The organism is Couchioplanes azureus (assembly GCF_014648355.1).
Lineage (GTDB): Bacteria > Actinomycetota > Actinomycetes > Mycobacteriales > Micromonosporaceae > Actinoplanes > Actinoplanes azureus.
The window spans coordinates 568,999-587,588 of the sequence record NZ_BMQY01000005.1 but is presented as its reverse complement, the minus strand read 5'-3'; the positions used below and the strand labels follow the sequence as shown (position 1 = coordinate 587,588).

Sequence of the window (18,590 nt, the reverse complement as noted above, 5' to 3'; positions counted from 1 at the left end):
GGGCAGGAATCGGCAAACCGGGCGGACCGGTTCCGACGTCCCCCGTCTGAACGTCGGAGCCGGTCCTGCAGCGCGTCGGCACCCCGCGCCCGTGGCGGCGGGGCACGGGGCCCGAAGGGCGCGACGACGGGCAAACCCCGAGCCCGTCCTCATGCCCTGTCAGATTGCGGACTCCGCCCGGACAGGTCAACGAACGCGGTACCCGAGGGCGCGATTTTGCGGGATCCGGAAGTGGCCGGGTGCGTTTTTGCGCAACCCCAAGGGACAAAACCGGCAGGTGTGGACCGTGCCGGGCGGCTGTGGTTGCATGCGCCTCGATCGACCCACCCGAAATGGAGCCGGAGCTTTGCCGAAGATCATCCTGTCCGATCGCGAGCGTGAACTGGTGTCCCTGCTCGCCCAGGGCCACACCGATGTCTCCGCGGCGGAGCAACTCGGCATCAGCGCGCGGTCGGTCTCCAACATCCTGCGCTCCCTCATGGATCGGCTCGGCGTCGACAACCGCTTTCAGCTGGGTCTCGCCCTTGGCTTCCTCCGCAAGGTCAACGTTCCCGGTCCATCCGTGGGAAGCGATGGTTGACCCCGTAGATGAGAATCGATGGAGTGACGAGCACCCCGATCCCGTTCGGCGCCGCCATACCTTCGCTGGTCCGCTGGGGCATGTCCAGCGACGCCGACTTCGTCTTCCGTACCCTCGCGACATTCGGGCCCCGGACCGAGCGCACCATCGCCACCGAGCTGGGGCTGTCCAGCCGCCGCACCGCGGAGGCGCTGGCCGAGCTGAGAGAGGCCGGCGCGGCGGTCTCCACTGACGACAGTCGCACCACGACGCGCATCTGGACGGCCCGCCGGCCGGCCGCGGTCGTCGCCATGCTGCGGTCGCGCCGGATGCGGCTCGTGGACGACCACGCGAAGGCCCGGTCGCACCACCACGTCGTCCGCGCGCTGCGCAGCTCCGGCGTCGGCGCGGCGCTGCCCCTGGACTCGGTGCCCGGCCTGCGCGGAAGCGTCACGGACGGGATGCGCTACCTCAGCCGCCAGGCCACCCGCGACCGGATCGCCGAGCTCGTCGCCACCGACATCCGCGACTTCTGGACGATGAGCAACGACCAGGCCATCGACGCCGAGGCCGCCCGGGTCGCCGCCCCGCAGGATCTCGCGCTCTACGAGCGCGGCGTGCGGATGCGGCTGCTCGCCCTGCCTCCCGCGGACGGCGACCCGCTCGACGTCAGCGGCCACCTCATCAACGGCACCACCTACCAGCGGCGGGAGACGCCCAACGTCCCCTTGCGGCTCATGCTCGTGGACCGGCGGTTCGCCTACTTCCCCGCCGATCCCGGCGACCTCGACCAGGGCTACCTGGAGGTGGAGCGGCCGGGTGTGCTGCGAGCCCTCATCCGGCTCTTCGAGCGGCACTGGGACGTGGCGGTGCCGCCGGAGCGGCTCGCCGTCGCCCCGATCGTGCTCTCGCCCCGCGAGCGCAGCCTGATCACCCTGCTCGCCGCCGGCCATACCGACCAGAGCTCCGCCGAGCGGCTGCGCATCAGCGCCCGGTCCGTGACCGGCATCATGCGCAACCTCATGGACCGGCTCGGCGTGGAGAACCGGTTCCAGCTCGGCCTTGCACTGGGGGCGTTGCGGGTCGCCGCGCCGCCCTCGTTCGCCGGCGCCGCCGGCGAACCGCACCAGACCGATTGATCCCACGGGGGGTATCGAAATGTCTCTGCGCTTCCATACCGTTCTCATCGGCGCGCTCGTGGCGCTCTGCCTTGCGGTGGGGCTGGGTGTCCTCGTCCACTCGCAGGCCCGCGACACCACGCCGCCCTCCACCGCGGTCGTGGCGCCCTCGACGCCGCCGAGCGACCCGAACGGCAGCTGCGTCTCCTGCACCTAGGGCGGGCAGACGTGCGCGGCCTGCCGGCTTTCTGCCGGCAGGCCGTGTGCCGGTCGTCACTATCGGTACCGCCGACCCGAGGGCAACGCTGAGTCGCCATAGGATCACCATGCATTCACATGCGTAAGGCACCCGCTGCCGATGATTCTTCTGCGCCCGACTTCGATTCCAAAAGAATCAACGGTCGAGCGCGGATCCACTATGGAGGCTCCGTGTTCCGCTCCCTCGCGCGTCTCATGCTGCCCGCAATCCTGGCCGCATCCGCGCTGACCGTCACCGCCGCCGCCCCGGCCGCCGCGTCGGACGCCGTCCCGGCCGCCGCCCCGGCGGTGTGCAATCGTCCGGTGGTCTACTTCGACCTCGGCAACGTGCTGATCGACACCTCGGACTGGTCGCACGTGCGGTACGAGCCGGGCGCCCTGTCCTACCTGCGCGACCTGCGTTCCCGCGGTGTCGCCCTCGGCCTGATCATCAACATCCCGGAGGCCTGGGGCGCCACCCAGGAGGAAAAGCTCGCGACGATGCAGCAGTACATCGCCGACCGGTGGGCCGAGCCGCGGCCGTTCGTCTGGTCGTACTTCGAGGGCCGCATCGTCCTGCCCCGCACGGACGCCGAACGCAAGCCCGCCCCGGCGCTGTTCGAGCGCGCCCTGGCGGAGTCCGCCCCGTGCGTGCCCTACTACCAGGGCGAAGTCGCCGCCGAGCTGACCGCCGCCGCGCAGGTCGGACTGCGTACCTACCAGGTCGGCAAGCCGGGCCGCTCGTTCTACCTGCCCGCTTCCCAGCTGCGCCGGCGCTGACCGCCGCTCGCGACGGGGCGTTCGCGGGTCACCGCCGAACGCCCCGCGCTGTCTCGCGAGCCGCCTGGGGCGGCGCGGGTTCAGAAGCCCTGGTCGAAATCGTCGGGGCCCGGATCGTCGATGTTCCCGAAGTCTTCGAAGTCGGTGAAGAAGTCGAGCGCCATGTCGGCCATCTGGTATGCGCACAGGGCGAAGACCAGGAACACCACGCCGAACACAAGGTAGAGGACCACCCCTTGCCCGCCCTTGCGGGTGGGCGCCGCCTCGCTGGGGTTCGCCGGGTCGTAGAACACCTCGATCTCGGTGCCGGCCAGATGGGACCGGAACGAGGCCAGATCGCCCAGCACCGTCCGGACCTCCTGCCCCGTGCCGGTGCGGAAGGTGACCACCGGCCGGTAGGAGGTGCGCCCGTCGGACCAGGACTCCAGCTGGTTGTCGACGACCCGGGCGACGGTCCGCTGGCCGGAGCCGGCGAGCGCGCGCAGGCGGCTCCACCGCCGGGCCCCCGCGACGAGCAAGCCCACGCCGGTCAGCGCGGGGATGCCCACGATGAGCACGGCGACGAGCTTCGGCAACCAGCCGACGTTTTCGATCATGGCGCGAATGTAATGCATCCGGCCCCGGCCGGTCGTGAACTTGCCTCAGGCGGGATAGAGGCCCCGCACCCGGGCCGCGAGCCGGCTCAGGCCGAGCAGCGCGTCGATGCTCGGCGTGGGCACGCCGAGGCGCCCGCCGATCTCGCGGACCGCGCCCACCAGGGCGTCCAGCTCCACCGGCCGGCCGGCCTCCACGTCCTGCAGCATGGAGGTCTTGAACGCGCCCAGCCGGGCGGTCACCAGGTGCCGGTCCTCGGGCGTCTCGGTGATGTCGCAGCCCAGCTCGCGCCCGATCGCGGCGGCCTCGCGCATCGCCGCGGAGCAGAACTCGCGCACCAGCGGGTCGGCGAGCACGCGGTCCGCGGTGGCGCCGGTGAGCGCGGAGATCGGGTTCATCGTCATGTTTCCCCAGAGCTTGTACCAGATGTCGTAGCGGACATCGGGGGAGACGACGGCGTCGAACCCGGCGGCGGCCAGCAGGGCGCCCACCTTCTCGGCACGCGCCGAGACGCCGCCCGCCGGCTCGCCGACGATGAGCCCGTTGCCCATGACGTGCCGGACCAGGCCCGGCTCCAGCACCGTGCAACTCGCGTGGACCACCCCGCCGAGCACCCGGTCGGTGTCGACGGCCGCCGCGACGACGCCGTCCGGGTCGACGCTGCGCAGCGGCTCCTGGCCGAGCTTGGTGCCGTGGCCGAACCACCAGGGCACTCCGTTCATGAACGGCAGCACGACCGTGTCGGATCCCAGCAGCGGGGGCAGCAGCTGCGCCACGCTCGCCAGCGCGGGCGCCTTGACCGCGAGGAGGACCAGATCCTGTGCGCCGAGCTCGGCGGCGTCGGCGGTGGCCCGGGCCGGCGTAGCGACCGGGCCGTCGGCGGTCTGCAACCGCCAGCCCGCCGTCCGCAGCGACCGCAGCGTCGCACCCCGGGCGACGGCGCTGACCTCGGCCACCCCCGACGCCGCCAACCGGGCACCGATCCAGCCACCGACAGCGCCGGCTCCGACCACGCAGACCTTCATCGGACGACTCCCCATCGATCCACCACGACGGCTGCCATCCTGACACGGACGCCCGGAGAAGCAGGTCACGCCGCCGCCGCGGCGTGACCTGGAAAGCTCAGCGGAACATGCCCGCGTGGCGGGTGCGCAGCTCGCGCTTGAGCACCTTGCCGGTCGGCCCGAGCGGGAAGTCCTCCGCCGTCCGCGCGATCACCACCGCGGCGAGCGCCGCCAGCCCGGCCGTGGCCAGCTCCTTGTTCGCCTTCTCCAGGAGCGCCTCGGCCGTGGCCGAGGCGGCCTCGGCCTGCAGCCGGACCACCGCGATCGGGACCTGCGCCCGCCCGCCCGGTCCGGGCACGCCCACCACCGAGCAGTCCTGGACCAGGTCGGCGCAGTCGGCGATCAGCACCTCCTCGACCGGCAGGCTGTAGACCGGCCCGGCCAGGGTGTCGATCACGTCGACCGTACGGTCCAGGTGGTAGAAGTTGCCCTCGGCGTCGCGGCGGGCCACGTCACCGGTGAGCCAGAAGCCGTTGAGCTCGAAGCTCTCGGTGAGCCGTGGGTTCTTCCAGTAGCCCGGGGTACGCGACGGAGTGATCACGCCGAGCAGGCCGACCGTCCCGTCGGGCAGCTCGTTGCCCTCCTCGTCGAGGACCGCTGCCTTGATCACGGCTTCCTGCGGCTTGCCGACGCACCTGTCGTTGCGGGGCGTCTCCGGGGTGGTCAGCCCGCCGAACAGGGCCATGCCCATCTCGGAGGAGCCGAGGCCGTCGATGAACTGCGAACCGGGCAGCGCCTCGCCCGCGGGGTGGTCCTTCGGCAGCAGCCAGGCGGCGAGCAGGCCGGCCGGCCGCTCGCCGAGGCCGACGAGCCGCCGGATGTGGCCGTAGTGCGCGGAGTCGCCGGTGTTGAACCAGGAGTGCACCCGCGCCGCGCCGCGGACCGGCAGCTCGCCGGTGGCGAGCTCCACGAAGGTCCGCGGGAAGGAGGCCAGCATGGTCGGCTGGAACGCCTCCATCACCGGCTCCACCACGGACCGGCGCCAGTCGCCCATCACCACTGTGGGCAGGCCGAGCAGGATCGCGGTGAGGAAGTAGCTGAGGCCGCCGGCGTGCGTGTGGGGCATCAGCGACATCAGCTTGTCGTACGGCTCCGCCGGGAACCGGGTCATCCGCGGCTGCTTGCCGTCCCAGAAGCTGCGGTGCCCCAGGATCGTGGACTTCGGAGTGCCGGTGGTGCCCGACGAGTGGATCAGTGCGCACACGTCGTCGGCAGCGTGCCGGTACGGGTACACCTCCGGCAGCGCCGCCCCCGCGTCGTCGAACGCCTGGATCTCGGCGGCCAGCGCGAGGAACCCGGGACGGCGCGCGGGGTCCGCGCGGTACGCCGAGGCGAGCCGGGTGGTGTCGTCGGCCACCACGCCGACCACGCCGACGTGATCCAGGTAGCGGAGCAGCACGTCGAGGCGCATCGCGTCGTTGATCATCGCGGGGATGGCGCCCAGCGCGGTCAGCGCCAGATAGTGGATCAGCGGCTCCAGGCCCTCGGCGACCACGATGCCCACCGGGTCGCCGTCGCGGACCCCGTTGGCCCAGTACCACTTGGCGTACCGGTCGCGCAGTGCCACCAGGTCGAGCAGGCTGTGCCCGCGCAGCGAGACCCGGCCGCGGTGGTCGGCGCTGTGCGTGTAGATCATCGGGATCGCCCGGTTCGGGTTGTCCTTCGCGGCGTAGTCGAGGAAGTTCCCGGCGCCCAGGTCGGGCTCGGTCATGAACTTCTCGCGTACGCTCAGCGGAGCGATCGGGCTGTCGGTCATCGGTTTCTCCCTGGGGTCTCGTAGCTGGACAGAACCTCCGCGGCGACCCGGTGTCCCGAGCGGATCGCGCCCTCCATGAGTCCGAAGAACTCCGTGCTCGTCTCCGTGCCGGCCCAGTGCACGCGCCCGTGCGGGGTGCTCAGGTGCGGTCCCAGCCGCAGCCAGTCGCCGGGCCCGAACACGGCCGCGTAGCAGCCCTTGCTGTACGGCTCGTTCACCCAGTCGGTGACGTGCACGGCGACCGGCGGCGGAAGCTGCGGGAACAGCTCGGCCACCTGGTGCAGCGCCTCGGCCTCGCGCGTCGCGGGGTCGAGCGCCGCGAACCGGTACGCCTCGGCGCCGGTCACGAAGCCGGTCAGCACCCCGGCCTCGCCGTCGGGCGGGGAGTCGTCCACGGTCGACAGCAGCGGCCCGGTGGCGCTCACCGACCAGCCGGAAAGTCCATGCTCGTGCCAGTACGGCTCCCGGTAGACGATCTGCACCTTCACCGCGCACCCCCGGCCGGTCGCCGCGGTGGCCCGGGGCGCCGGCAGGCCCGGCCGGTAGTCGATCGACTGGGCCAGCAGCGGCGGGACCGCGACGATGACGGCGTCGCCGTGGTGCCGCTCGCCGTTGGCCGCCTGCACGCTCACCCGGCCGCCGTCCTGGTGGATCGCCCGGACCGGCCGGTGCAGCCGGACCCGGTCGCCGAGCTGCTCGGCGAGCCGTTCGGCGATCTGGTGCGCGCCGCCCAGCACCCGGTCCTGCTGCGCGCCGCCCTCGAACGCGTTGAGATATCTGATCCCACCGCCCGCGCGCAGGTAGAGCGCCATGTGCAGCACCGAGACGGAGGCCGGGTCGGCGGCCATCATCTCGCCCAGGAACAGCGGGAAGAACAGTCGCGCGTCGGGGTGGCGCAGGTTCTCGGCGGCCCACTCGGCGGCGGTCGTCGAGTCCAGCGCCGCGGCGTCCGGCGTCTCCCACGGCGCGTCCGGGCGTACGGTCGCGGTCAGGTCGTAGAGAAGGTCGAACATCTCGCCGAGGGCGACCGCGTTGAGCGGCGGGAACCGGCCGGCCCGGGTCTTCTCGCCGCTGCCGAGGGCGAACCGGCTGCCGCCGTACATCGCGGTCGGCGTCGCCGACAGTCCGAGCCCGGCCATCGTCTTGTGCAGCTCGGTGTGCCGGTCACCGAGGTACGCCGCCCCGGCGTCGGCCCACGCGCCGGGCGCCACCTCGACGCCGTGGGTGCGCCCGCCGACCCGCTCCCGCGCCTCCAGCACGACCGTCTCCACGCCGGCGGCGGCCAGGTCGGCGGCGGCGGTCAGCCCGGCCAGCCCGGCGCCGATCACCACGACCCTCATCGCGGCGCGCCCGTGACCGTGGTGGCCAGCGCGGCCGGGGTGGGCGCCAGCAGGAAGTCCTCGAAGGTCAGCTCGACGCCGTGCTCGCGGGCCACGGCGCTGAGCACCCGGGTGGCCAGCAGCGAGTCGCCCCCGGCGACGAAGAAGTCGGACTCCTCCGTGACCTCCGGGTTCTCCAGCACCCGCCGGAACAGGGCGGTCGCCTGGTGGACGTTCATGGCAGCATCTCCTTGCTTGCGCGCCGATCGACCTTGCCGCTCGCCGTGTAGGCGAGCTCGGTGACGACGTGGATGTGACTGGGAACCAGGTGGGCCGGGACCCGGCCGCGCAGGTGCTCGGCGATCCGGGCCGGCAGCCCGGCGCCGGGTGTGCCGGCCCGGGGTACGACATACGCGGCGAGTGCCGTACGCCCCGCCACCGTGACCCCGGTGACGAGGGCCGCACGCACTCCCGGATGGCCGGCCAGGTGCGCTTCCACCTCGGCCGGGTCCACCCGGATCCCGCGGATCTTCACCTCGTGGTCGACCCGGCCGCGGTGGGTGAGAACGCCGTCGCCGCCGCGGGACACCCGGTCGCCGGTGCGGAAGAACCGCTCTCCCGCGACCGTGACGAACCGTTGCGCGGTCGCCTCCGGACGGCCGAGATAGCCGTCGGCCAGCGCCGGGCCGCCGATCAGCAGCTCGTCGCCGTCGCCGAGGCGCTCCACCACGTGCGGCAGGGCCCTGCCGATCGGCACCGGCGCGGCCGGACCGGCCGGCCGGGCCGCCAGCGGTCCGTGCAGGTCCACGGCGTGGGTGATCAAGGTCGTTTCCGTGCATCCGTACGTGTTGAGCAGCCGCGCATGCCCGGTCGGCAGCGCCGCCCACTGCGCGACCCGCCCCGGCGCGGCCGCCTCCCCACCGATCACCACCAGCCGTACGCACGCCGGCAGCCCCTCGCCGGACTCGTGCAGGTGCCCGACCAGCTCGTGCCAGAAGGCGGTCGGCAGGTCCAGCACCGTGATCCGCTCCCGCGCGACCATCCGCAGGAACCGGGGGAACGACCCGCGGTGCGCGTCCGCGTCGAACACCAGGCATGCCCCGCCGGTGAGCGCCGGCAGGATCTCCTCGAAGCAGGTGTCCCAGTTGAGCGACGCGAACTGCAGCACCCGGTCGTCCGGGGTGATGCCGAACAGGTCGCGCAGGGACCGTACGGTCGTCGCGATGGCCCGGTGACCGGTGGCCACCGGCTTGGGCTCGCCGGTGGATCCCGAGGTGAACAGCACGTACGCCGCAGCCGGGTCGCCTTCGCCCCGGTGGACCGCCCGGGCCATCGCCGCCCGCCGCTCCTCGGGAAAACCGGGATCGATCGGGCAGTAGGTGCCGCCGGCGGACCAGACGCCGAACAGCGCGACCACCGTGTCCACGTCGTGCCCGGCCGGGACGCCGACGATCCCGGGCCGCTCACCGAGACGGCCGGCGAACTCCGCCACCCTGGCGGCGAGTTCGGCATAGCTCAGCTCGGCGCCGTCCGCCCTGACGGCCGGGCGATCCGGGTGGGCGCGTGCCGCGGCCAGGAAGCCGGCGAGCACTCCTTGCGCGCTCATCGCGCGCTCCAGCCCGGGTCGCGACCCAGGAACGCGAGCAGGCGATCCAGCGGGGTGGCGTCGTCGGGCAGCGCACGGGCCGGGGCGAACGACGCCTGCGGCCGGTGCCGGCGGGGACCGTCGGGCACGTCGCGGTCGGCGATCTCCTGCACCGCCGCGACCACGTCGCCCCCGACGTCCATCGGCCGTCCGATCGCGGCCGCCACGTCCCAGCCGTGCACCAGATAGTCGAGCAGGTGGAAACCCAGTGCCTGCCGGGCCGGCAGGCGGATCCCGTCCCGGATCAACGGCAACCAGACGGTGCGGTTCAGCGCGCCGTCCGCGCCGAACGCGGCGATCACCTCCCGGGCGGACGCGGCGTACTCGGCGCGCGGGTCCGCGCCGATCGGGGTGTCCCAGTCCGCCGGTTGCGTCTGCTCGCCGCGGGCCGCCGCGGCGAAGCCCCGGTTCTCCCGGATCATGTGCGCGACGAGCTGGGACACCGTCCAGTCGGCGCACGGCGTGGGCCGCAGCCACTGGTCCTCGCGGATCGCGCCGACGATCTCGACGCTCTGCTCCACGGCCCGCCGGTGCAGGTCCAGGGTGCGCGGGGCGACCCAGGACCGGGTCATCGCCGCCACCGCGGTGCCGTCCGGGTCGGCCAGCTTGGTGCGGGCGTACTGCTCGCCCCATTCGCTGGTCATCATCCGGAACGGCGGCGCGTCGTCGGTCAGGGCGCACAGCAGCACTTCCGCCACCTCGCGCGCGGACTGCACGCCCGGATAGCCACCGCGTACGACCCAGTCGAGGTAGTCGGTCAGCACCTCGGCGTACGCGCCGGCCTCGGCGAGCAACGACTCGCGGGTGACGCCGGCGTTCGCGCCGAAGGCGGTGCCCAGCACCGGTCCCGGCTCGACCATGACGACCCGCACGCCGAGCGCGCCCGCGACCGGCGCGAGGCTCTCCATGAACCCCTCGACGGCGAACTTCGCGGTCGAGTACGCCTCGTTGAACGGCTGACCGATCAGCCCGCGGGTGCTGCCCACGGTGACCACCCGCCCGCGGCTCGCGCGCAGGTGCGGCAGCGCGGCCCGGGTCACCGCGACCACGCCGAACAGGTTCACCTCCAGGTTCGCCCGGAAGCGCGCCATGCCGGCGGTCTCCACACTGGCGAAGGTGTTGGCCAGCCCGGCGTTGTTGACCAGCGCGTCCAGCCGGCCGTGCGTGCCGAGCACGCCGGCCAGGCACCCGTGGATGGAGGACTCGTCGGTGACGTCGAGGCGGCGGATGTCGAGCTTCACCCCGGCCGTCTCGGCGGCCTGCCGCAGCTGGTCCGCCCGGTCCAGGTCGCGCAGCGTGGCGACCGTGGTGTAACCGGCCTGCGCGCAGAGGACCGCGGTCTCCAGGCCGATGCCGGACGAGCAGCCCGTGATCAGGACGACTCCGGTGCCGATCGCGGTCATGCGACACCCACCGTCTCGCGCTCCCGGTCGAGCCGGGCCTGGGTGGGCGCCAGCGGGATCCAGGCGCACACCACCCCGATCAGCGTGGCGCCGACCATCGTGATCCGGGCCGCGTCGAGCACGCCCGCGTGCGGGGTGAGCACCTCGACCAGCACGCCGCCGAGCAGTGCCGAGAACGGGATGACACCCCAGGTGATGGTGCGGAAGGCGGCATGCGAGACGGCCTGGTCGGCCGGGTCCACCCGCGCCTGGCGGACCGCGCCCGTGCTGACGTTGTACCAGACCATGGTCAGCCCGTAGAGGCTCAGCGTGACGCACAGGACGACGGCGCTGGGCAGCGCCGGCGCGGCCAGGATGCCCAGACCCACCGCGCTGTGCAGGAACGCCGACCAGGGCATCAGCCGGGCCGGTCCGACCTTCTTGCTGACCCGCTGGGCGACCAGCGCCCCGCCGACCGCGGCGACCGCGGCGACCGACATCACGGTGCCGAACGTCGGTACGGACAGGTGCAGTCCCCGGTACGCCAGGATCGGCATCACGGTCACGAAGATGGGACCGCCCAGGTTGAGCAGCGTGGTGCCCAGGATGGTGCCGCGCAGCACCGGGTCGTTCCAGTTCAGCTTGACTCCGGCGACCAGCCGGGTCCACATCGGCTCGTGCTGCTGCTTGCGCACCCCGTACGGCTGCATCGCGCGGACGGTGGCCGCCGAGAACAGGAAGGTGATCGCGTCGACCAGCAGCGACGCGACACCGAGCAGCCGGTACAGCACGCTGGCCACGGCGGGCCCCACCACCTCGGCGGTGGTGCGGCTGCTCTCCAGGTGCGAGAACGCCTGCACCCGTCCGTCGGCCGGCACGATCGACGAGATGGTGGCGGTGTAGCCGATGTTGAAGAACACCGAGGTCGCGTTCGCCAGCGCCACCACCGCGAACACCAGGGGCACGGACAGCACGTCGAGCCAGTAGGCGACCGGGATGGCCGCGATCGTCACCACCCGGATCAGGTCGCACCAGATCAGCGTCCGGCGCAGGTCCCAGCGGTCGACCAGCACCCCCGCGACGAGGCTGAGCAGGGGAATGGCCAGGTACTGCGCCATGCCGACCAGACCCACCTGGAACGCCGAGGCGTGCAGCAGCAGGATCATCACGGTCGGCACCACGAACAGGTTGATCCGGTCGCCGACGTTGCTGACGCTCTGCCCGAGCCACAGCAGGTTGAACTCGCGCCCGAGCCCGCGGGACAGGCCCAGGCGGGTCAGCGTCGCGGGCGGGCTCATGTCGCCTGCCGCTGCACCAGGGAAGACACCTTGCCGGTGCGCTCGTTGTGGATCAGGGTCCCGACGATGCGGACCTCGAAGGCCTCCGGGTCGCGGTAGAAGGCGGTGTTCGGCCCGCCGAAGGGGGAGGCCAGGATGTGGTCCCGGATCCGGTCGGCGAGCCCGTCCGGCGCGTCGTGGGACGGCACCACGAGCACCTCCAGGATGGCGGCGCGGGCCGGATGCTCGGTGATCACCAACTGGCTCTGCGACACCCCGCCCCCGCTGGCGACCTCGCGCAGGAAGGCGTCCACGTTGAGCGACATGCCGCGGAACAACGCGTCCTCGTCGCGGCGGCCCAGGACCCGCAGCGCCCGGCCCGGCACCCCGCAGGTGCAGGTGACCCACTCGCCCGCGTCGCCGGTCTGGTAGCGCAGCACCGGGTTGAGCCCGTGCGGCTTCAGCGAGGTGAAGTCGATCATCTGGTCGGCGCCGATGTGCACGAGCTGCGACGGCAGCGTGTGCCAGGTGTCGTCGGCGCACTGCGGCGTGTTCGTGCCGGCCACCCAGGTCTCGGTGCTGCCGAACAGGCCCCAGCGGCGCGCCTGCGGCGCCACCACCGGCAGGTCCTCGTCCAGGCCCGGGATCCAGGGCTCGCCGAGCCAGAGCAGGGTCCGCAGGTCGGGCAGCTTGATCCCGATCTCCCGGGCGCGGCCGATGATCGGCCGCAGCACGCTGGGCGTGCCGCCGATCGAGGTGATGCCGCGGTCGACGAAGAACTCGAGCCAGTAGTCGTACTCGGCGGGCTTGATGACGCCCAGCCCGAATCCCGTGCACCCGGTCAGGTCCGCGTACGCGTTCATCAGGGGATGCGCACCCCACAAGCCGCCGGCGCCCCAGGTGTTGACGAACAGGTCGTCGGGGCCGAGCGGCTTCCACTGCTCGTACACCTCGGCCATGTAGAGGCCGGTGGGGGCGTAGCCGACCTTCGGCGCGCCGGTGCTGCCGCCGCTCTGGAACGTCCAGGTCGCGCCGTGCTGCGCCTTCGGCTTGAGGTGCTTCAGCGCCGCCTGGAGGTCGTCCTTGCGCATCACCGGCACGTGGACCAGGTCCTCGAGGCTGCCCAGCGCCACGATGTCGGCGTACCGGTCGGCCAGGGCCGGCACCGAGCGCAGCTTGGCCAGGGTGTCCCGGGCGGTCTCGACCGCGAGCGGGGTGGCGGAGAAGAAGTCGGCGGTCACAGCGCACCTCTCGATCGGGCGTGCCCGTCCCGGTACGCCTGGAACCGGTCCCGGACGATCGCCCGGTTCTGCCGGACCACCTCGGGATCGCCGGGATCGGGGCACATGATGGCGCCGTCCGGTTCCACCTCGGACAGCCAGAAACGTTCACCGTCGTGCAGGAAGTCGACGCAGAAGTACGGCAGCGGCAGCTTCTTCGCGAAGAATTCCAGCGCCGGAGCCAGTTCCTCGGGCAGCGGCGCGTACCGCAGCCGCGCCCCGGTGCTGTACTGCGGGTAGCGGGCACCGTCGCCCGGGATGCGCAGCAGCGTGGTGTGCGGCTTGCCGTCCACCATGTGCACGCGGTAGTCGGTGGTCGACCGGCCCAGGTACGGCTGGAACACCAGCGTGGTGTCCCCGCCCTGGGCCAGGCTGAGCAGCCCGCGGACGTCGTGCTCGTCGTGGGCCATGTTGATGCCCCGCGAGGCGCACCAGCCGGCCGGCTTGACGATCGCCGGATACGTCAGCTTCTCGATCGCGGGCAGGAACTCCTCGTACGGCAGGTCCCGGCCGGACCCGATGCGGACGGAGGGGATCGGCGGGATCGGCGAGTCCCTGAGGAACAGCAGGGTGGCCATCTTGTCGTTGCCGAGCGCGGCCAGCCAGGCCGGGTGCGGCAGATAGAAGCCGGCCTGCTCCAGGACCGCGTACAGCGTGAACTGGTTGAAGGTGTCGGCGGCCTGGTAGGGCAGCGTGTACGGGGAGGTGATGAACAGGGTGTCGTCCGGGGTGACCAGCTTGCCGTCGACGAACACCCGCGGGTTCTGGGGATCCAGGGCGTCCACGGTCACCGCCTCCGGTGTGGTCCGCTCCCAGCTCAGACCGAGATCCTGGGCCACTTCCTGATAGGTGCGCCAGAACGCGCGGCTCCACTGCGCCGCGGTCCGGGTCGATTCTCTGTCCGGGAAAACCCAGCACATGCGCTGCAACATGGACCGAAGCCTGCGGGGACGCGCTGCGGATCCACTATGGTTCCGCTGCCCGCGCCGGGCGGCCCGCCGTGCAGCGGATCCGTAGCGGATCTGCAGTGGCCGCGCCCACGGTGGGGCGATGAGCGCTTCCCGAACCGTCGTATTGGTCGATCCCTACGCCCCGAGCCGGCGCGTGCCGCCGGTCTTCCACCAGGCCGGCTACCAAGTGGTCCGGGTGCAGAGCACGCCCGAACGGCCACTGGTGTACCAAGGCACCCTCGACCTGTCCCCGTACGCCGCCAACATCGTGCACGACGGCGACCTGGACGCCACGCTCGCCGCGGTACGGGCGCACGACCCGGTCGCCGTCGTGGCCAGCGGGGAGATCGGCGTCGAGTTCGCCGACCTGCTCGCCACCGAGCTCGGGCTGCCCAACAACGGCACCGCGCTGAGCGTCGCCCGCCGCGACAAGTACGTGCAGATCGAGACCCTCCGGGCCGCCGGGCTGCGGGCCACCCGCCAGCTCCTCGTCACCGACGCGGAGCAGCTGGCCGCGTGGCACGCCGAGCTGGGCGGCCGGATCGTGGTGAAGCCCATCCGCAGCGCGGCCGGTGACGGGGTGCACTTCTGCTCGACGCCGGCCGAGTCCGTCGCGGCGTACCGCAAGCTCCTCGACAGCGAGAACATCTTCTCCCGGCGCAACGAGGGCGTCGTGGCCCAGGAGTACCTGGTCGGCGGCGAGTACGTGGTGGACACGGTGAGCTGCGACGGCCGGCACCACGTCACCGACATGTGGAAGTACGAGAAGCTCACCGCCAACGGCATCGTCGACCTCACCTGCGGGGTGCGCCTGCTGCCCCGGCACGGCGCGGTCCAGGAGGCGCTGGTGCCGTACGCGTTCCAGGTCCTCGACGCGCTCGGCATCCGCTACGGCGCCGCGCACCTGGAGATCAAGCTGACCCCGGACGGGCCCTGCCTGGTCGAGGTGGGCGCCCGGATGGCCGGCCTGGACCTGCCCGGCTTCTGCCAGCCGGCACTCGGCGAGGGACAGCTGGAGTGGATCGTCGACGCGTACACGCGGCCGGAGCGGTTCGCCGAGCGGGCGGGCACCGACTACGAGATCAAGCAGCACGTGGTCAGCGCGTGGGCCGTGTCCACCGTGGAGGCGCCGCTCAAGTCGTACCCGATGATGGGCGTGATCGAGGGGCTGGAGAGCCTCTACGACATCCGCCCGGTGGTGTCGCCCGGCGGCCGGCTGCGGCGCACCGTCGACGACCTGAGCACCCCGCTGATCGTCAACCTGATGCACCCGGTGGAGGAGGTCGTCGACCGCGACTTCGGTACCTTCCGCTACCTGGACGGCCCGGCGTTCTACGAACTGGCCGAGGACGCCTGAGACCCGCCGGCCGCCACCTCGGACGAGATGGCGGCCGCGAACGGGGGGTTACCGCGCGGGATCCCCGGGTGCGTGCCGTACGCCCGCGCTGAACAGATTCCGGGCCAGCCGCCGATCCGTGCCGCTCACCCGGGACGCCTCCAGGGAACGGCTCAGGTGCGTCCGGAACCGCGCGCCCACCTGCGCGTTCAGCACCTGCCGGCCGCGGCTGAACCGGGTGCCGGTCGCCGCCTCGCACATGATCAGCGCCTGCGCGAACCGCTCCTGACCGCGCTCGGCCGAGCCGGCCCGCACCAGCAGGTCGGCGTGGGCGAACAGGGCGATCGTGGCGGCCAGCGGTTCCCGGCCCGGGTCGAGCAGGTCCAGCGTGCGCTCCAGCAGCGAGCCGGCCTCGGCGGGCCGCCCCTGCCTGGCCAGCAGGGTGCCCAGCCCGAACGTGGCGATCCGGATGTGGTCCCGCTGGTCCACGTCGAGCAGGTGGATCGCCTTGCTCAGGTGCCCGCTCGCCTCCTCGGAGCGCGCCGGGTCGGCCAGCAGCACGGCACCGAGCTGGGCGTGGGCCGCCCCGAGCGTCCGGCTGACGCCCAGCGTCGTCGCCGCGGCCAGCGCCGCCTCGCACGCCTCGATGCCCACCGCCGGGGTGACCGCGTACGCCTTGCTGACGAAATCCCAGGTGAGCGCGGGATCGCGGCGTTGCACCACCCACCGGGCCAGGGCCGGCAGATCGTCGCGCTCGGCCGCGACGAACTCCGGATCCGGCGTCGGCTGGGCCGCCAGCCGCTCGAAGGTGGTCAGATACCAGCGGATCGCCCGCTCCTCGGCGACGTCGCGGTCGCTCAGCGCGGCCCCGCAGCGGTGGGCGAACCGGCGGACCATGTCGTGCCAGCCGTACCGGTCCGGGCCGGTCTCGACCATCAGGTTCGCCGAGATCAGCTCGTCGAGCAGCCGCCGGGTCCGGGGCACCGTGATCCCCGCGACCGCGGCCGCCAGCTCCAGGCTCACCGAGCGCACCGGCAGCGCGCCGAGCTGGTCGAACAGCCGGGCCCCGGCCGGCTCGAGACCGGCGCGCGCCTGCGCCAGCGCCGCCCGGACCGTCCGCGGGTCGTCGGCCACCGCGAGGGTGTCGGCCCGCGCCCGGAGCTCCTCCGCGAACGAGCCGAGCGCCTGGGTGGAACGGGCCGCGAGCATGGCACCGGCCTGGCGCAACGTGAGCGGCCAGCCGCCGCACAGGGCCACCACCTCGTCGCCGCCCGGCCCGGACAACCGCTGCGGGCCGACGATCTCGGCCAACAGCTCCCGGGCCGCGGTGCCGGACAGCGGGCGCAGGTCGACCGTACGCACCTCGTGGTGCGCGGCCAGCGCGGTCAGCCGGCTCCGGCTGGTCGCCACGAGCAGGCTGCCCGAGGTGGGCGGGACCAGCGGCAGCAGGTGGCCCACGCCGCCGGCGTCGTCGGCGACCAGCAGGACCCGCTGGTGGTACAGCTGGGTCCGGAACAGGGCGGCCCGCTCCTCGACCCCGGCGGGCAGGTGGTGCGCGGGCACCCCGAGGGCGAGCAGCGCCGCGCCCACGGCCGCGTCCGGCGAGAGCGCCGCGCCCTTCGCCGAGCCGTGCAGGTCCACGAAGATCTGGCCGTCCGGGAACCGGTCCGCCACCGTGTGCGCCCAGCGCACCGCCAGCGCCGTCTTGCCCAGCCCGCCGGCGCCGGAGACCAGCACGATCCGCGGGTCGGCACCCGGGTGCGGCAGCGCCGCGGTCAGCGCCGCCAGATCGGCTTCGCGGCCGGCGAAATAACCGACGCCGGCCGGCATCTGCGCCGGCCGTGGCGCCGGGGCGGGCTCGGCCGCCGCCGCACCGGCCGGCGCCCTCCGCGACGCCGGCTGGTCGCCGCGCAGGATCGCGGCGTGCAGCTCCCGGAGGTCCGCGCACGGGTCGCTGCCCAGCTCGTCGGCGAGCCGCTTGCGCAACGTCTGGTACGCGAGCAGCGCCTCCGCACGCCGGTTCGACCGGTCCAACGCCGTCATCAACTGCCCGGTGAGCCGCTCCCGCAACGGGTTCGCCGCCACCGCCGCGACCATCTCCCGGACCAGTTCCGCGTGCCGTCCCAGCGCCAGCTCCGCATCGAAGCAGGCCTCCAGGAGCGACACCCGGAGCTCGGCCAGCCGGGTCCGGTCGGCCTCCACCCCGGGCGCGGCCACCCCGCCCAGGGGCTCGCCGTGCCACAGCGCCAGCGCCTCCCGCAGCTTCACGGCGGCCTCGGCGGGTTGCGCGCGCGCCGCCTCCCGGGCCAGGTCCTCGCACCGTCTGAGGTCACAGGCGGCCGGCGGCAGCGCCAGGAAGTATCCCGGGTCGCGGGTGACCAGCGCACCGCCGATCTTGCGCCGTAGCGACGAGATCAGGCCCTGGACGCGGACCCGCGGCGCCGCCGGGGGCTTGAGCGCCCACAGGCCGTCGATGAGCCGCTCGGTGGACAACACCGTGCCCTCGGCGAGCGCCAGCAGGGTGAGAACGCTGCGCTCCAACGGGGCGAGCGGGACGCGGGTCCCGTCCGTGCGGGCCTCGACCGGCCCGAGCAGTGCCAGTTCCAGCGCCATGCCGGTCAGCTTTCCGGTGAGAATGCCGGGCGCCCGCTGAGCATCATGCTCTGCCCGCGGAACTCGGCGACGATCTCGCCGGCCGCGCGCCGCACCGTCACGTCGTACACCCCGCTGCGCCCGGCGCGGACCCGCTCGACCGCGTCGGCGACCAGTTCGTCGTGCACCGCGGCCGGGCGCAGGAAGGTGACCTGCGCGCCCTGGGCCACCGCGGCCGGGCCGTGACTGTTGCTGGCGTACGCGAACGCCGCATCGGCCAGGAGGAACAGGTATCCGCCGTGGACGGTCCCGTGCCCGTTGGTCATCGTGTCCCCGACCCGCATCCGCATCCGGGCCCGCCCGGGCCCGACGTCGTCCAGGTGGATGCCGAGGGTCTGGCAGGTGAGGTCCCGGTCGTACATGGCCGTGACCGACTGGATCGTGTCCATTGTGTACTGCCCCCGCTTGTACCGGTGAGATTGTGAGCGCATTTAACCGTGTGAGTACAACCTCATGACGTCCCGTGACGTGCCTTGGGTGGCGGAGCTGTCCGGATCGGGCCCTTTGTCGGCGTCGATTTGGTGTGGTCGGCCTATCTGTGGCTATTCGCGATGTTCACTGAACCCTGACTCTTCGCACCTACCTCACGACGCGGCAGTCATCTGGTGATCTTGGTGCGGAAGTGACGCGACCGTCGACAA

General features: G+C 72.8%; 16 protein-coding genes and 2 pseudogenes. 5 read left to right on the top strand and 13 right to left on the bottom strand.

Going from position 1 to position 18,590, the window contains the following annotated elements:
- Nucleotides 1-346: 346 nt before the first annotated feature.
- The 4 genes from IEY99_RS21315 (at nucleotide 347) to IEY99_RS21300 (ending at nucleotide 2,694) form a co-directional block, all read left to right on the top strand.
- Entirely contained in the window at nucleotides 347-580 is a 234-nt protein-coding gene (locus tag IEY99_RS21315) for a helix-turn-helix domain-containing protein (protein WP_189205752.1), read from the top strand.
- A gap of 23 nt (nucleotides 581-603) precedes the next feature.
- Entirely contained in the window at nucleotides 604-1,698 is a 1,095-nt protein-coding gene (locus IEY99_RS21310; protein ID WP_229799024.1) for a helix-turn-helix transcriptional regulator, read from the top strand.
- A 19-nt stretch (nucleotides 1,699-1,717) separates the two neighbouring features.
- Nucleotides 1,718-1,894, top strand: a complete 177-nt coding sequence (locus IEY99_RS21305) for a hypothetical protein (protein ID WP_189205750.1) — start codon at nucleotides 1,718-1,720, stop codon at nucleotides 1,892-1,894.
- Nucleotides 1,895-2,106: 212 nt separating this feature from the next.
- Entirely contained in the window at nucleotides 2,107-2,694 is a 588-nt protein-coding gene (locus IEY99_RS21300) for an HAD family hydrolase (RefSeq protein ID WP_229799023.1), read from the top strand.
- An 80-nt stretch (nucleotides 2,695-2,774) separates the two neighbouring features.
- Here the strand turns inward: IEY99_RS21300 and IEY99_RS21295 are convergent, their stop codons facing one another.
- From IEY99_RS21295 to IEY99_RS21250, 11 genes and pseudogenes are all read right to left on the bottom strand, one after another.
- Complete coding sequence (locus IEY99_RS21295) at nucleotides 2,775-3,290, bottom strand: DUF3592 domain-containing protein (RefSeq protein ID WP_189205749.1); 516 nt, start codon at nucleotides 3,288-3,290, stop codon at nucleotides 2,775-2,777.
- Nucleotides 3,291-3,335: 45 nt separating this feature from the next.
- Nucleotides 3,336-4,328 carry a 2-dehydropantoate 2-reductase gene (locus IEY99_RS21290; RefSeq protein ID WP_229799021.1) on the bottom strand — a complete coding sequence of 331 codons (993 nt, stop codon included), beginning with the start codon at nucleotides 4,326-4,328 and terminating at the stop codon, nucleotides 3,336-3,338.
- Nucleotides 4,329-4,410: 82 nt separating this feature from the next.
- Nucleotides 4,411-6,108 (bottom strand): class I adenylate-forming enzyme family protein, encoded by a 1,698-nt coding sequence (locus IEY99_RS21285; protein ID WP_189205748.1) that lies wholly within the window; start codon nucleotides 6,106-6,108, stop codon nucleotides 4,411-4,413.
- Nucleotides 6,105-7,448 (bottom strand): flavin monoamine oxidase family protein, encoded by a 1,344-nt coding sequence (locus IEY99_RS21280; RefSeq protein ID WP_189205747.1) that lies wholly within the window; start codon nucleotides 7,446-7,448, stop codon nucleotides 6,105-6,107. Before IEY99_RS21280 ends, IEY99_RS21285 begins: the two co-directional genes overlap by 4 nt.
- Entirely contained in the window at nucleotides 7,445-7,666 is a 222-nt protein-coding gene (locus IEY99_RS21275) for an acyl carrier protein (RefSeq protein ID WP_189205745.1), read from the bottom strand. Before IEY99_RS21275 ends, IEY99_RS21280 begins: the two co-directional genes overlap by 4 nt.
- The gene (locus IEY99_RS21270; RefSeq protein WP_189205743.1) at nucleotides 7,663-9,033 is read right to left on the bottom strand and encodes an amino acid adenylation domain-containing protein; all 1,371 of its coding nucleotides are present in this window, start codon (nucleotides 9,031-9,033) and stop codon (nucleotides 7,663-7,665) included. The genes IEY99_RS21275 and IEY99_RS21270 overlap by 4 nt, the downstream gene beginning before the upstream one ends.
- A pseudogene (locus IEY99_RS34405) lies at nucleotides 9,030-9,593 on the bottom strand (TIGR03086 family metal-binding protein); the annotation flags it as partial. The pseudogene IEY99_RS34405 and the gene IEY99_RS21270, both read right to left, overlap by 4 nt.
- Before the next feature lie 30 nt (nucleotides 9,594-9,623).
- A pseudogene (locus IEY99_RS34400) lies at nucleotides 9,624-10,475 on the bottom strand (SDR family NAD(P)-dependent oxidoreductase); the annotation flags it as partial.
- Nucleotides 10,472-11,752, bottom strand: a complete 1,281-nt coding sequence (locus tag IEY99_RS21260; RefSeq protein WP_189205739.1) for an MFS transporter — start codon at nucleotides 11,750-11,752, stop codon at nucleotides 10,472-10,474. The gene IEY99_RS21260 and the pseudogene IEY99_RS34400, both read right to left, overlap by 4 nt.
- Nucleotides 11,749-12,972, bottom strand: coding sequence for a phenylacetate--CoA ligase family protein (locus IEY99_RS21255; protein WP_189205738.1), 1,224 nt, complete (start codon nucleotides 12,970-12,972; stop codon nucleotides 11,749-11,751). Before IEY99_RS21255 ends, IEY99_RS21260 begins: the two co-directional genes overlap by 4 nt.
- Nucleotides 12,969-13,943, bottom strand: a complete 975-nt coding sequence (locus IEY99_RS21250; protein ID WP_189205736.1) for an ATP-grasp domain-containing protein — start codon at nucleotides 13,941-13,943, stop codon at nucleotides 12,969-12,971. Before IEY99_RS21250 ends, IEY99_RS21255 begins: the two co-directional genes overlap by 4 nt.
- A gap of 118 nt (nucleotides 13,944-14,061) precedes the next feature.
- Between IEY99_RS21250 and IEY99_RS21245 the strand changes: the two genes are divergently transcribed.
- A complete protein-coding gene (locus tag IEY99_RS21245; RefSeq protein WP_189205735.1) occupies nucleotides 14,062-15,318 on the top strand; it encodes an ATP-grasp domain-containing protein in 1,257 nt (418 codons plus the stop codon).
- Between the two features lie 48 nt (nucleotides 15,319-15,366).
- Here IEY99_RS21245 and IEY99_RS21240 read toward each other — a convergent pair whose 3' ends face one another.
- Together IEY99_RS21240 and paaI are read right to left on the bottom strand one after the other, a co-directional pair.
- The gene (locus IEY99_RS21240) at nucleotides 15,367-17,910 is read right to left on the bottom strand and encodes an AfsR/SARP family transcriptional regulator (protein ID WP_189205734.1); all 2,544 of its coding nucleotides are present in this window, start codon (nucleotides 17,908-17,910) and stop codon (nucleotides 15,367-15,369) included.
- Between the two features lie 5 nt (nucleotides 17,911-17,915).
- A complete protein-coding gene (gene paaI / locus IEY99_RS21235) occupies nucleotides 17,916-18,338 on the bottom strand; it encodes a hydroxyphenylacetyl-CoA thioesterase PaaI (protein ID WP_229799019.1) in 423 nt (140 codons plus the stop codon).
- Between the last annotated feature and the right edge of the window lie 252 nt (nucleotides 18,339-18,590).